A 15,658-nucleotide genomic window follows, 5' to 3' on the forward strand; every position below is an offset into this window, starting at 1 on the left:
TTTTTTTAGCAGATGAAGGGCATGCTTCAATTCATAGTAAAATGGCTCTTTTCTTCTATTAATAGGAAATATTCTTCTATCGAAAGTGCTGCTAAATGGTTTCCTTTGTCATACATCCATTTTTATCTAATTATATTTATTATGAGAAAGACTCTTTTTATACTACTAAGTATTGCGTGTATTTGTTGCTTTGCGCAGCCGGTAAATATTGTCCCACGCCCTGATTTTATCGAAAAATATGGTGGAGATAATTTCGTTTTAAACAATCATACAAAAGTTGTTTTTAATGGTGAACCATCAGAGAAGATTGCAGATATGTTCTGTACCACCCTACGGAATTCTTACGACCTGACAATGTCTAAAAGTAAGTCATTGAAGAAGAATAGCATCTGTTTTTTGTATGACAAACAGTACGCTAAAGAAGGATATGAACTTGAAATAAAAGAGGATCAGATTCTCGTTAAGGGGAACTCGGCAGGCCTGTTCTATGGAATGCAAACCCTTTTGCAACTTATTCCAGCCACCGCACAGGAAAACATCCAAATACCTCCATTGCTTATACGTGATAAACCTAAATTTGAGTATAGAGGAGCGATGTTGGATGTGGGCCGGTATTTTTATTCACCGGAATTTATTAAGAAATTCATCGATTTCATTTCTGCTTACAAGTTAAATACGTTTCATTGGCACCTTACAGAAGATGCCGGTTGGAGAATTGAGATAAAAAAATATCCCCAATTAACACAATTAGGAGCGTGGCGTAGAGGTACTAAGATTCATAGAAACCCAGGGTCGTTCGATAACTTGCCTAACGGAGGCTACTATACGCAGAAAGAAATTAAAGAAATAGTAGCCTATGCAGCATTACGTAATGTTACCATTATACCGGAAATCAATATGCCAGGTCATACTCTTGCCTTACTAACTGCTTTCCCGGAGCTCTCGTGTACCGGAGGCCCTTTCCATGTTTTGGAAGAATGGGGCGTTCAGAAAGACGTTATGTGTATAGGTAACGAAAAACTGTATGGTTTAGTAGAAGACATCTTAAGCGAAGTTTTAGAATTATTTCCTTCCAAAATCATTCATATAGGAGGAGATGAGGTACCGGTAGAAAGATGGAAACAGTGTGCGAAATGCCAATCGCTGTTAAAAAAAGAAGGGTTAACCCGTGAACATGAATTGCAGGGATACTTCGTCAGGAGAATTGGTAAATTCCTGGCTTCAAAGAATCGCAGAATGATGGGATGGGACGAAGTATTGGAATGTAATGTAGGTAAAGATGTCATTATACAAAGCTGGAGAGGCGAGCAAGGAGGAATAAAAGCGGCCAATATTGGACATCATGTGCTGATGAGTCCGACTTCATTTATGTATTTTGATTATTATCAAGGCAATCCCGCCACTGAACCGATCGGTATTTCTGACAGATGCATTATCCCCCTTGAAAAAGTTTATTCCTACAATCCGGTTAATGAAAATATTCAAACCGAATTTCATAAATACATTTTGGGTGTACAAGGTAATTTCTGGTGCGAGTTTATACACTCGGAACAGAAATTAGAGTATATGATATTTCCAAGACTGTTTGCTCTGGCAGAAATAGCCTGGAGTGAATCAAAGGATACATACGAAGGGTTCTGCAAACGAGCATTTAAACAATTTGATTATCTGGATCGCAACCGTGTAAATTACCGGGTTCCCGAACCAGTTATACTGAAAGAGGAAAGCACAGATGGCTCAAACGTATTGAATTTTCGGATGAAGTATTTTGTAGATGGAGCAGAAATATACTACACGATTGATGGAAGAGATCCATTATTATATGGAAAACGATATGAAAAGGAGTCCGTTTCAATGAACCTGAAGAAAGGTGAGAAGACATTGAAATGTGTTGTTAGAATGCCCAGTGGGAAAGTGAGTCAGACTTTTATTACTAATTATAAAATTATTTAATCAAAGCTTATGAAAACACTGAAGTTCAAATCATTCATTAAAGCATTCATATGTATAGCTTTAGTATTTGGCTATCCGACTATCGGATATGCATTGGGGGAAAAACCGGACGAGAGCCATTCGGAAACTGAACAGCAACCAGACAACGCGAATCGAATACGGGGTGTGGTGCTGGATTCAAAAACAAATGAACCTATTATTGGCGCCTCTGTCAAATTAGAGAAAGTATCTGCAGTATCTGGAACAATCACGAATGCAGACGGCGAGTTCAATATAGCCTGCAAAACAGGTGATGTATTGATAATATCCTATATAGGCTATGAAACAAAGAAGCTGACAGTTTCTGAACAGAGAATTTATGTGATAGAACTCTTTGAATCCACAGAAATGCTAGAGGATGTTGTTATTACTGCATATGGGACGGGACAAAAGAAGGCCTCATTAGTAGGTTCCATATCCCAGGTCAAACCCACAGAACTTAAAGTACCTTCTTCCTCTCTATCATCCTCTTTTGCAGGTAGGTTAGCGGGTGTTATAGCCGTGCAACGAAGTGGCGAACCAGGCGCTGATGGCGCTAACTTTTGGATTCGTGGTAAATCGACTTTTAGTGGAGCGACGGATGTCCTTATTATCCTGGACGGTGTAGAGATCTCACAATATCAGCTGAACCGGTTGGATCCTGAAGCCATTGAAAGTTTTTCTATCTTAAAAGATGCCACCGCCACTGCATTGTATGGTACCAGAGGTGCCAATGGTGTAATGATTGTGACAACCAAAAGCGGACAGAATCTTGAAAAACCTATTATTAATATCCGCGTGGAAGGTTCTGTTAATCAGATGACCAATGTGGCGGAAATGGTCGGAGGAGTTGAATATATGCAACTTTATAATGAAGCGGCATCGCGCCCGGGATCTGGAGCATTACCTTATAGTGAAGATAAGATCCAGGGTACAATGAAAGGACTTAATCCCTATCTTTATCCCAATGTAGACTGGTATAATGAAATGTTCAAGAAAAACTCATACACGCAAAGAGCCAATTTTAATATTCGCGGGGGTAGTAAACGCGTCGATTATTTCATGAGTGGAAGTTTCAGGCATAGCGATGGGAATCTACGCCCGTTGAGTAAGAAATATTTCTCTTATGACAATAGTATAAAATATTATAACTATGAGTTTGTGAACAACCTGAATGTACATGCAACTTCTTCAACCAAAGTCTCTTTAGGTTTGAATTTTTCTATTCAAGACTGGGATCGTCCGGACATGAACACGAATGATATATTTGGTTTGGCAAGGGTGGCAAATCCAGTCGATTTCCCCATAACTTTTCCTGCCGGAGCAGCCAATTATGACACCATTCTGTGGGGTGACAAGAGTGGAGGACCTTATGATAACGGATATCGCAACCCGATTGCCGAATATGTAACAGGATATCGCTCGCAGTTCGAGAGTACCATTACCGCTAATTTTAAGCTTGAACAAGATCTGGGTATGTTTATAAAAGGTTTGCGTTTCTCCGGACTATTCTCATTTAAAAACTCAAGCATTACAAATATTAACAGAAAGGGTAAATACAATCGTTTCGAAGTAGAGTCTTATGATCCTGCTACGATGGATTATACTTTAAGAAGAATCGGTACGGAAAATTCAACGGAGTTACAGTATAGCAGGACTTATAATGGAGACCGCAGACAATATCTGCAAGCAATGTTTGAATACAACCGTATTTTTAGTGGTGTGCATGATGTCAACATGATGCTTTTGTACAATCAGCAGCAATCCGATAATAGTAATCCTGACAATTTTTTGAATTCACTTCCCCAAAGAAAGCAAGGTATCGCCGGGCGTATGTCTTACTCGTATGGAGGTCGCTATTTAGCAGAAGCAAACTTTGGTTATAACGGATCAGAAAATTTTGCCAAAGGGCATCGTTTCGGTTTCTTCCCTTCATTTGCTATTGGTTATAATCTATCGGAAGAGAAATATTGGGCTCCACTATCTCCTTATGTTTCGAAGTTGAAAATAAGGGCCTCGTGGGGATTAGTCGGCAATGATAATACAGGTATGGGCCGGTTTGCTTATTTAGAAAACCTATCGTTAGGGGCTGTAGGTTCCTATACCATGGGGATCGATCAGAATGTCACTCTGAGTGGTCCTCAATGGTCCAGATTGCTTAATGAAGATTTGACATGGGAAGTTGGAGAAAAGATTAATTTGGGAATAGACTTGCAACTGTTTAAAGCACTTGATCTGACGGTGGATATTTTTAAAGAAACACGGCGTAATATTTTTATAAATCGTACTACTGTACCCAATATATTAGGAATGGTCGGCACTACCCTTTCCAGTAATTTAGGGAAGATGCGAAATGAGGGTATTGACGCTTCTGTGGATTACAACAAGCAAATCAATAAAGACTTTTACCTTTCATTTAAGGGGACTTTCACCTATGCGCATAATACAATTTTAGAGAGAGATGAACCTCCGTTTAGAGAATATCCCAATTTGTCATCAGTTGGGCACTCGATGGGACAAAATCTGTGTTTGGTAGCTAAAGGCTTATTCCCGGATGAAGAAACTATTAAAAATTCTCCAGTACAAAAATTAGGCTATGCGCCCATGCCTGGTGATATATGGTATGTAGATCAACCTAATTATTTAGGAGAATATGACAATGTCATAGATAATAATGATAGAGTTTATATGGGATTCCCTGCCGATCCTGAAATTGTATATGGTTTCGGTTCTTCTATGAAATGGAAAAATTGGGATTTATCCTTCTTCTTTCAGGGTGTAGCACGTACTTCATTGATGATGAGCAACTTTCACCCGTTTGGATCTACCACTTTATATGGACTTGCCAAGTTTATTGCCGAGGACAGATGGACCGAAGAAAACCAAAATGTAAATGCCAAATATCCCCGTTTGACAATTGAGAATAACACAAATAACGATAGAGCTTCCAGCTTCTGGTTGAGAGACGGATCATTCCTGAAGTTAAAAAACGCGGAGGTTGGCTATACGTATAAGAACATGAGACTATATCTTAGCGGTTCTAATCTGTTGACTTTTTCTCCATTTAAACATTGGGATCCTGAAATGGGAGGAGGAAATGGTTTAAAATATCCCACTCAGAGAGTTTTCAATATAGGATTCCAAATGACGTTTAACAACAAATAATTTTATTGCTATGAAAAAGATTTTTTATATGTATACATTACTTGCAGTACTATTATTTAGTTCCTGCAATTATTTGGATATCGTTCCAGATGAAAGAGTATCCAATGAAGATACGTATTCAACTCCAGACAGATTGAAAGGTTTCTTCTTTTCATGCTATGGCTTTTTGCCCAGCAACCGGGCTATTCTTGATCAATCGTATTGGTGGACTCAAGGCGAGGAAACTACTTATTTCAAAAAGGAGGCTTTTTCTTATTTCAATGAAGGGAACTATAGCCCTACCAGCTTACAAATGACTTCTACAACCTGGTCAAATGTTTGGAGAGGAATCAGGCAGTGTTATATGTTTTTAGCTATAGTTGATAAAACCAAGAATATGAATCCCGAAGAAATTATACGATATAAGGCGGAAGTGAACTTCCTGATAGCTTATTATCATTTCATTTCTTTGCGTAGTTATGGGCCTACGGTAATAATAGATAAACTGACTAATGAAAATATCCCGATTACGGAATTTCCTGAGCGGAGCAGTTTTGATGAGGTTGTTGCATTTATTGACAAGAAGATTGATGAGGCACTTCCTGGATTAGCGGAAGAACATATATCGACTGATTTTGGGAGAATAACAAAATATACAGCTTTGGCTTTGCGGTCTCGAATGTACTTATATGCTGCTTCACCGTTATATAATGGGAATAGTGATATGTACGCTGATTTTGTGAGCAAATTAGATGGACGCCACTTGATAGCACAACAATATAGCCGTGATAAATGGCAAAAATGTGCAGATGTAACTTTGGACGCTATTCAACAATTAGAAAAGTATGGATTTCATTTGTATGGGGATACGGAGGCCGGGACACCCAGTGCTTCCAAGCCAAGCATTTCCAATAAAGCACAAAGAAGAATTCGTTATGCAACACTTGATTATGAAAACAACCCGGAAGTTATCTGGGCGGATACCCGGAAGGAGGGAGTTTATGGGTGGCAACAGCGAAGTATGCCTGTACAAACAAAATCATATATAAAGGATGTACAAGGATGTATTTGTCCCACTTTGCAAACAGTAGAGTCTTTTTATACTAAGAACGGGCTTCCGATGGAATATGATAAAACGTTTGATTATGAAGACCGTTATTCGATTGTTCAACTTCCACCTGATAACGATGGGAATAATTATTACTCGCAGAGTACAGGAACCAGTATGAAGTTGCATGCAGAAAGGGAGCCCCGTTTCTATGCATGGATAGGCTTTCATAATGGGTATCACGAAATAACCAAATACAATGGGGCTATCGTGAGTGCCGACCATGCCAAGAAAGCCATTTTGCTAAAACTAAGAAACAATGATTTCGGGGGTCGGAAAAATAAATCGTCCAATTATTCCGTAACAGGGTATAATAATAAAAAGTGGTGTCATCCTGCATACAGTGATGGTCCGGTTAATTACCCCTTGGTATTGTTCCGCTTAGCTGAATTGTATTTGAATTATGCTGAGGCTTTGGTTGAACTGGACAAACTGGATCAGGCCCGGGAGTATGTTGACAAAGTACGCCTAAGAGCAGGTATACCTACGGTAAAAGATGCATGGGAAAATTATGCCAGCACCCCGGATTTTTATAAAACCAAAGAGGGCATGAGAGAAATCGTACGGACCGAACGAAATCTCGAATTGTATCTGGAAGGGCATAAATTCTTTGATATCCGCCGATGGAAAATTGCAGAACAATATTTAGGTATCCCGGAGAAAGGATTGAACACGTTAGGCAACACCGATCAAGAGTTCTTTCAGGTGAAAGAATTGAACCTGACGCGGGCATTCCATAAAGGGCAATATCTAATGCCTATTGATATTAATGAAATTAATAAGAATCCTAACTTAGTACAGAATCCTTATTACAACTAAGTTATAGAATATAGATTGGGGGTTGCAGGCATTTTCCATAATACAATGAGTAAATGCCTGCAAAACCTGAATCGTAACATTGAATATTCATGAAGAGTATGACAAAGAAGAAAATAGTAGTTAGTATAGTACTGAGTGTAGCAACCTGTGGATTCGCACAACATAATTCTATCTATCATAAAGGCTGGATAGACCTGAATAAAAACGGGAAAATGGATTTGTACGAAAATCCACAGGCAGCTATCAATGAACGGATTGAAGATTTGCTGAAGCAGATGACATTGGAAGAGAAAACCTGCCAGATGGTTACTCTTTATGGATATAAAAGAATATTAATGGATGAATTACCTACTGATGAGTGGAGCCAGAAACTATGGAAAGATGGGATAGGTGCGATTGATGAGCATCTCAATGGATTTCAACAATGGGGAATGCCCCCCTCAAAGAACCAGTACGTATGGCCGGCCTCTCGCCACGCCTGGGCGTTGAATGAGGTACAACGTTTTTTTATTGAAAAAACGAGATTGGGTATTCCGGTGGATTTTACAAATGAAGGTATCAGAGGGGTGGAGAGTTATAAAGCGACAAATTTCCCTACTCAGTTGGGATTAGGGCACACTTGGAATAGAGAGTTAGTTTACAAAATAGGAGAAATAACAGGTAAAGAAGCCAGGTTATTAGGATATACCAATATATATGCACCGATATTAGATGTGGGGCGTGATCAACGTTGGGGGCGTTATGAAGAAGTATATGGAGAGAGTCCTTACTTGGTTGCGGAATTAGGAATCAATATGGTAAAAGGATTGCAGAAAAATTATCAGGTGGCAGCAACAGCCAAACATTATGTTGCCTATAGCAATAATAAGGGAGCCAGAGAGGGGTTGTCAAGGGTGGACCCTCAAATGTCGCGGCGTGAAGTAGAGAATATTCATGTATATCCGTTCAAAAGGGTTATTCAGGAAGCAGGATTACTGGGCGTTATGAGTTCGTATAATGATTATGACGGTATTCCTATTCAGGGTAGTTTTTATTGGTTGACCACGCGTTTGCGTGATGAGTTTGGTTTTCAGGGGTATGTTGTTTCAGATAGTGACGCAGTAGAATATTTGTACATGAAACATGGCACGGCAAGTGGCATGAAAGAAGCTGTCCGTCAGAGTGTGGAGGCCGGATTAAATGTACGGTGTACATTCCGGTCTCCCGACTCGTTTGTATTGCCTTTACGGGAATTAGTCAAGGAAGGGCGTATAAGAGAGACTGTGATTGATAACAGAGTGAGGGATATTCTACGGGTAAAGTTTATGCTTGGTTTGTTTGATCGCCCCTACCAGGAGCATCCGGAACTTGCTGATGAATGTGTCAACAGCAATCAGCACCAAAAGTGGGCTTTACAAGCGTCACGTGAGTCACTTGTGTTATTAAAGAATCAGAACAGCCTGCTCCCCTTGGATATTTCACGGATCAAACGGATAGCAGTGTGCGGCCCCAATGCAGATGAAAAATCGTATGCATTAAGTCATTATGGACCGCTGGCAGTAGATGTCACTACCGTTTTGCAGGGAATAAAGGATAAAGTCGGGAAGAAAATCGAGGTAGTCTATAGCCAGGGATGTGATTTGGTGGATGCAAACTGGCCGGAATCAGAGATTATTGATTATCCTTTAACGGCAGAGGAACAGAAAACCATTAACGAGGCTGTTCAAAATGTGGAAATGAGCGATGTGGGCATTGTGGTATTGGGAGGCGGAGTGCGAACATGTGGGGAAAACAAGTCTCGTTCAAGCCTTGATTTACCAGGTCGGCAGTTACATTTATTAAAGGCTTTGGTGAATACTGGCAAACCTATTGTACTTATTTTGATAAATGGAAGACCTTTATCTATTAATTGGGCAGACAAATTTGTTCCGGCTATTCTGGAAGCCTGGTACCCCGGCGCTCAGGGAGGCATTGCTGTGGCAGACGTTTTGTTTGGAGATTATAATCCGGGAGGTAAGCTCACAGTTACCTTTCCGAAATCAGTAGGACAGATACCTTTTAATTTTCCTGCCAAACCTGCATCACAGGTAGATGGAGGTACCCAAAAAGGAGTAACGGGGAATATGACGCGAGTGAACGGGGCTCTTTATCCTTTTGGTTATGGACTGAGTTATACGACATTTAAGTATTCCGATATTCGTTTGTCTTCTTCTGAAATACCTGCTAAAGAGCCTGTCAAAGTCTGGTGTAAAGTTAAAAATACCGGCGAATATGCAGGCGACGAGGTGGTACAATTGTATCTTCGCGATGTTTTGAGCTCAATAACTACGTATGAAAAGATGCTGAGGGGATTTAAACGCATCCATCTTAAACCCGGAGAAATCTGTGAAGTGGAGTTTGTGCTTTACCCGCGGGATCTGCAGCTTTTGAGGAAGTGAAATAAGCACATAGAGAAATAAGAATACAATATCAAATGGAAAGCGTGTAGCTCAATGAGTTACACGCTTTTCTTGTTTTTGGCCGTACACAATAATATTGCTATCTTTGCGTTATTATTATAAACATCTGTACCTTATTTGTACCTGTAAGAAAAAGTAGATATGATGAGAAGAATAGATATTAAGAACTACAAAATGAATGAATTATGGCAGTAGCAAAGTATAAGATAGTACGGAAATGTCCTGTGTGCGGAGAAGAGTTCTTCGCAAGGACTTTGGAGTCCTGGTATTGTTCACCCAAATGCTCCAAGGTGGCGTGGAAGCGTAAGCATGATGAAGAAAAACGCCAACTTGAACTGGACAAGATTGTAAGCAATATGCCCAAGTCTAAAGAGTATATCAGCATAACGGAAGCGTATGCTATGTTTGGTGCAAGCCGCTCAACCATTTATAGGCTCATCTACATGAAAAAGATTTCCTTCATTGAGCCAGAGAAAGGAATACGACTTGTATGCAAAGGAGAACTAATGAATCTGTTTCCGTTAAGACAGTCTCCGCTTGACACCAAGCCAAGGAAACCAGTTACCATGTACCGCATGGAACCAGAGGATTGCTATACAATAGGTGAGATTTCCAAGAAATTTCATCTGGATGACAGCACCGTGTATGCTCATATACGAAAATACTCAATACCGACCCGGCAAATCGGTAATTATGTGTATGCTCACAAGGAATCAATAGACAAACTTTATAAAGATATAAAACCATTATGAAAAGATTAGATTATACTAAAGTCTCCGTCAAATTAAAGAAAAGTGAGTGGAGAGATGAGTGGTTCATCTATCTTGAAGCTTATCCTGTTTATGAGACGGGAAATGACAAACCCAAACGAGTGCGTGAATATCTCAGGAGGTCTATTACTACCCCTATATGGGATAAACGACGAAGCGAGCGAGCCGTTGCTGGTAGAATAAAGTACAAGCCCAAGCGAGATGACAATGGCGTTATTCAGTGTAAATCCAAGCAAGATATGGAAACTTGCCTTTATGCGGATGGCGTTCGAGTCCTGCGTCAAAAAGAGTACGACAACATGGCTCTCTTTACTGACCAGCAAATGGAAATGGCAGAACAAAGCGAACGCTCAAAATGCAATGTTCTGGAGTATATTGAGAAGTTAATCAAAGAAAGAGAGGAAACTGCGTCAGAATCGATAGTTGTCAACTGGCGCAGATTGCACACACTGTTGTCAATGTTTGCCAAGTGTGACTACATACAGTTCTCGCAGATTGACATGAAGTATATTGAGGCATTCCGTTCCTTCTTGATAAAGGCACCGCAGGGTGGTTCTAAGAAAGGAACTATTTCAAGGAATACGGCATCGACGTACTTCTCTATCTTCAAGGCGGCACTCAAACAAGCTTTCGTGGATGGCTATCTGAATTGTGATATTGCTGCCAAGGCTAAAAATATCATGTTTCAGAGTGCTCGAAGAGAGTATCTGTCACTGGAAGAACTTAATATATTGGCAAAGACTCCGTGTGATGATATACTAAAACGGGCAGCCTTGTTCTCTGCACTGACAGGAATGCGACATAGCGATATTCAAAAGCTTAAATGGTCAGAGGTTGAAGAATACAATGGTGGGTACCGTCTCAATTTCACTCAGCAGAAGACTAAGGGCGTTGAATACATGCCTATATCGCCACAGGCATACAAGCTTTGCGGTGAGCGCAAGAAAGACGGAGAACTGTTGGTGTTTGCCGGACTGCCTGACCCTTCATGGATATCTAGGCCTTTGGAACGGTGGGTAAAAGCATCAGGGATTACCAAGCACATCACCTTTCATTGCTTCCGCCACACCTATGCAACGTTACAATTGGCTAACGGTACAGACATATATACCGTAAGCAAAATGTTAGGGCATACCAATGTAAAAACCACGCAAATCTACGCAAAAGTAATTGACAAGAAGAAAGATGAAGCTACAGAAGCTTTTAAGTTGGACATAGATGAATAGTGATTATCATTTGTAAGCACTTAGTATAGAAGACCACTTGTATCAATAAGTCCTTTATTGTACAGGTGGTTTTTAGTGCCTTTCATTTTCAACATTCTATGTAATGATGCTATTGTTTTGGCACTTTAACCTTTCGTGGAAACCAAACATTTATAACAATAAACAGATAAAAATGAAAAAAGACAGCCTTTTTTGGCTTCTCTCTTTTTGAAGAGAGCAAGCGTGTCCACAAACATGTGGAGTGTACAGAAGACTTCTACAGAGAACTGTATGAGTTGTTTGAGATCGCAAGAAGTTGGTATCTTCAAGCTGAAAAGAATCATATGAAGACAGAGTACTTCATAGAACTATTTGAGCGCAGTCACCAATATATTGACTGTGATTGTGCACGTTGTAAGAACTCGCGACAGATGGCAATTGGCATTATTGGTACTTTGTTTAGAGACTCTAAGTGTGTGTCAATAATCAAGAAAAAAGAAGATTATTCCAAGCAGGAACTTATTGAGTTGTTTCTTCAACATGTGGGTACTGGTCTGCCAATCCTTACCCGAAAGAAATCGTCCATCCTCACTTTGGGATGCCAATTGTCAGACAGACAGATGGATTTGTTGGTAGAACTTGTCCAAAGTCACGACATATTTGATTTTGCCGACAACAGTGATGTGCGTAGCGAGTTGTGTCGCCTATTCAAGTGCGACTTGGACGCATCTATCCGTGTAAAGAATGTACGTAATGTAGCCGTACTGTTTGACGCTATGGCTCAATACCATTTGATAAACAATAATTGGCAATATGTCATGGGAGAAGGTCGCTTCTTAACCAGTATCAAAAAGGATGGAACAGAGAAATTCATAACTTCAAGTTGTCTTTCCTCTTCTCTTTCAAGGATAAGAAGAAACGTTTCCATGACAGCAAGTCAATATGCCATCTGCAAATCCATCGAACAGATATTAAGAGAGGAATAAATCACAATAATTCTGCTAAATGAAAGTAAAAACGTGATAGTTTGGTTGATACTGCCTTACTATCACGTTACTTTTTCTATTTAGTGACAGTCTCCCCATAACTTTGCATCAAAAATCATAAAAAATAATTAGCATGGAAGAAAATAGTATAAGATTTGAAGATATTCCCAACGCTATAACGGGGGTACTGAAAAAGCTGTCATCATTAGAAGACAAGATTGATGGTATATATGAACTTGTTCAATCAGAAAAAGAAGAAACATGGTTTACGGTTGCTGAATTATGTGCTTATCTCCCAACACATCCGGTAGAGCATACCATATATTGCTGGACAAGCAATCGGGAAATACCGTTTCACAAGAGAGGCAAACGCATCATGTTCCTCAAATCTGAGATAGATGAATGGCTTCAAGGAACCAAGGGCAAATCGAAGAACGAGATTCAAAGAGAAGCAGAGGAATATGTACTATCTACACAAAGAAAGAATAGACGGCTAATATAACCGTGCTACTGTCTGTAAACAATTTAATTAAGGTACGTGACACATGAATGAAAGACATTTTAGACTCTATGAGCGAATTGTCGCAATAGAAGACAGTTTGGAGGCTTTGGGACCTATTGACAAACTAATAGAGCGAATCGAGGAATTGGAGAAGATGGTCAAGCAGACCAAAACCGTCTTGGGGTTTGACGAAGCATGTAAGTATATTGGTGTTTCTGAAAGCCTGCTATACAAACTTACAGCCGCAAAAGAAGTTCCACACTATAAGCCAAGGGGAAAAATGCTGTATTTTAATAGAGAAGAAATCGACAAGTGGCTGCTCCAAAACAAACAAGAGGTCATTGGAATGGTAACGAAAATAGAAATTGATAATCCGAAAGAATGAAAATGGAAGAAAATAACAAACATGTACAGCCTAACTCAAAAGAGGAAGGAGTACAGCGTCTCAATCGCATATTGAGCGAATCGTTGATAAAGGCAACAGATACTTATAAAACACCTCCTCAGATTATATGGGTTGATAATTCCAGCATAGCCACATTGGGCAACTTCAGTGCTTCTACTGGTAAGGCAAAGGCGAAAAAGACCTTCAACGTGTCTGCCTTGGTAGCCGCTTCCCTCGCCAACGGCAAGGTACTGAACTATCGCGCCAGTCTGCCAGAGGGGAAACGCAAGATACTGTATGTAGATACGGAGCAGAGCCGCTATCACTGCCATAATGTGCTGGAGCGCATCCTGAAGCTCGCTGGTCTACCTACAAGCATCGACAACGAGAACCTTGACTTTATCTGTCTGAGAGAGTACACGCCCTCCGTCAGGATAGAGGTCATAGACTATGCGCTTGCCCAAGACCAAAGCTATGGACTGGTCATCATCGACGGAATCAGAGACCTGCTTCTCGACATCAACAATGCGGGAGAATCGGTCGAGGTCATCAACAAGATGATGGAATGGTCATCAAAGTATGACCTGCACATCCATTGCGTATTGCATCAGAACAAGGGCGACAATAACGTGCGCGGGCATATCGGTACGGAGATGAACAACAAGGCAGAGACGGTGCTTGTCATCACCAAGAGCACCACCAATCCCGACATCAGCGAGGTGAAGGCGATGCACATCCGTGAGAAGGAGTTCAAGCCGTTTGCCTTTACAGTCAATGAGGAAGGGTTGCCAGAGATTGTCGAGCACACGCCGGAGAAGGAAGAAGGTGACAAGCAACCGTCAAGGTTTACTTACCAAGACTTGACATCCGAACAGCATAACGAGGCGCTGACGGCTGCATTCAAGGAGAAACCTATCAAAGGATTCGATCGCATGGTGGAGGAATTAACGCAAGCCTATGCAGACATTGGCTTTAAGCGTGGCAGAAGCGTCATCATCAAAATGCTGAAATACCTGATTAACGAGCAAAAGCTCATAGTGAAGCGGGATAATCATTACTATTTCGGATATACACCTGCCGAGATTGACCTGTTCCATGAAGAGGAATAAAAACAGTTCAGAAACCAGTTTAGTTTACGTCCGTACCTATATATAAGAAATAAGGCCAAAGTAAACCGAAATCGGAGGCTGAATTGGGAAGCGGAAAAGTAGTTTAGCAAATGGTTTAGTTTACGGGTGTGCCTATATAGGAGAAAGGGTAAAGTAAACTGTTTCCATGGACAAAGTAAAACCGAACAAATGAAAGTACAATGAATATTGAACAATCGAAGAAACTGAGCATTATAGACTTCTTAGACAAGGAGAATGTAACGCTGAAAAAGAAGAAGGGCAATGCCTACTGGTATCTGTCACCCTTCAGGGACGAGAAGACCGCATCGTTCAAGGTCAGCAAGAAGGAGAACCTGTGGTACGACTACGCCATTAAGGAGGGCGGTGACCTTGTGGAGCTGGTAAAGCGTATGTATAACAAACAATCCGTTTCCGATGCCCTTGCCTACCTTGCGTCCAAGAGTATTGCCACTGTGGATAAGGCAATCGAGACCGCTATCGCAGCCAAGGAATACACGACAACCAAGATGAACGATGTGAAGCTGCTCCCACTGAGCAACCATTCTCTGCTGTCCTATTTCAGTAGCCGACGGATAGACATCACCATTGGCAGGATGTATTGCAGGGAGATACACTACAAGGTTGAGCAAAAACATTACTATGGCATTGCCTTTGGCAATCTGAGTGAAGGACATGAGGTGCGCAATCCCTATTTCAAGGGCTGCATCGGGCATAAGGACATCACCCTGCTTGCCCATACGTTCAACGAGTGGCAAAACGGTTGTCTGGTCTTTGAGGGCTTCATGGACTTCCTTGCTTATATGACCCTCGTTAAACAGCAAGACCGATGGTTTGTCGTTGAAAGCCCTTGCGACTATATGATACTGAACTCAGTCGCCAACCTCAAACAGGCATTGCATTACCTTGACCGTTACACCCACATCCATTGCTTCCTCGACAACGACCAGGCAGGACGCAAGACGGTTGAGAGCATCAGCAATGTATTCGAGTACAGGGTGACGGACGAGTCCTTCAGATATGCCGACTACAAGGATGTCAACGACTATCTGATGAGGAAGAAACGAACGGCATCTGAATGACATTATAAAGACGAAAACACCATCATTTGATGCAAAAATGGCTCAAATGCATTGAAATTACATATCAAATCTGCACTTTTTCGCCCAAACATGCTTGATTCTCAATTATTATCCTTATTTT

10 protein-coding genes and 1 pseudogene are annotated in these 15,658 nt (G+C 40.8%); all 11 read left to right on the forward strand.

Annotation, left to right across the window (positions count from 1 at the left end; genetic code table 11):
- Window positions 1-141: 141 nt before the first annotated feature.
- The 11 genes and pseudogenes from KSX81_RS07330 to KSX81_RS07380 all read left to right on the forward strand — a co-directional run bounded on the left by KSX81_RS07330 (window position 142) and on the right by KSX81_RS07380 (window position 15,537).
- The gene (locus tag KSX81_RS07330) at window positions 142-1,953 is read left to right on the forward strand and encodes a family 20 glycosylhydrolase (protein WP_217726019.1); all 1,812 of its coding nucleotides are present in this window, start codon (window positions 142-144) and stop codon (window positions 1,951-1,953) included.
- Window positions 1,954-1,962: 9 nt separating this feature from the next.
- Window positions 1,963-5,136 carry a SusC/RagA family TonB-linked outer membrane protein gene (locus KSX81_RS07335; RefSeq protein WP_217726020.1) on the forward strand — a complete coding sequence of 1,058 codons (3,174 nt, stop codon included), beginning with the start codon at window positions 1,963-1,965 and terminating at the stop codon, window positions 5,134-5,136.
- A 10-nt stretch (window positions 5,137-5,146) separates the two neighbouring features.
- The gene (locus tag KSX81_RS07340) at window positions 5,147-7,042 is read left to right on the forward strand and encodes a RagB/SusD family nutrient uptake outer membrane protein (protein WP_217726021.1); all 1,896 of its coding nucleotides are present in this window, start codon (window positions 5,147-5,149) and stop codon (window positions 7,040-7,042) included.
- Between the two features lie 98 nt (window positions 7,043-7,140).
- A pseudogene (locus KSX81_RS07345) lies at window positions 7,141-9,450 on the forward strand (glycoside hydrolase family 3 N-terminal domain-containing protein); the annotation flags it as partial.
- 215 nt (window positions 9,451-9,665) lie between these two features.
- A complete protein-coding gene (locus KSX81_RS07350; RefSeq protein WP_005812876.1) occupies window positions 9,666-10,232 on the forward strand; it encodes a hypothetical protein in 567 nt (188 codons plus the stop codon).
- A complete protein-coding gene (locus KSX81_RS07355) occupies window positions 10,229-11,476 on the forward strand; it encodes a site-specific integrase (protein WP_005812874.1) in 1,248 nt (415 codons plus the stop codon). The genes KSX81_RS07350 and KSX81_RS07355 overlap by 4 nt, the downstream gene beginning before the upstream one ends.
- Before the next feature lie 410 nt (window positions 11,477-11,886).
- Window positions 11,887-12,441, forward strand: a complete 555-nt coding sequence (locus tag KSX81_RS07360; protein WP_021935591.1) for a hypothetical protein — start codon at window positions 11,887-11,889, stop codon at window positions 12,439-12,441.
- Window positions 12,442-12,574: 133 nt separating this feature from the next.
- A complete protein-coding gene (locus KSX81_RS07365) occupies window positions 12,575-12,943 on the forward strand; it encodes a helix-turn-helix domain-containing protein (protein ID WP_004320284.1) in 369 nt (122 codons plus the stop codon).
- 43 nt (window positions 12,944-12,986) lie between these two features.
- Complete coding sequence (locus KSX81_RS07370) at window positions 12,987-13,328, forward strand: helix-turn-helix transcriptional regulator (protein WP_005812869.1); 342 nt, start codon at window positions 12,987-12,989, stop codon at window positions 13,326-13,328.
- A gap of 2 nt (window positions 13,329-13,330) precedes the next feature.
- Complete coding sequence (locus KSX81_RS07375; RefSeq protein WP_005812867.1) at window positions 13,331-14,437, forward strand: AAA family ATPase; 1,107 nt, start codon at window positions 13,331-13,333, stop codon at window positions 14,435-14,437.
- 200 nt (window positions 14,438-14,637) lie between these two features.
- On the forward strand, window positions 14,638-15,537 hold the full coding sequence (locus KSX81_RS07380; protein ID WP_005812865.1) for a toprim domain-containing protein: 900 nt from the start codon (window positions 14,638-14,640) through the stop codon (window positions 15,535-15,537).
- Window positions 15,538-15,658: the final 121 nt, after the last annotated feature.

The sequence above is a fragment of the Bacteroides sp. MSK.18.37 genome, assembly GCF_019129155.2.
GTDB lineage: Bacteria > Bacteroidota > Bacteroidia > Bacteroidales > Bacteroidaceae > Bacteroides > Bacteroides ovatus.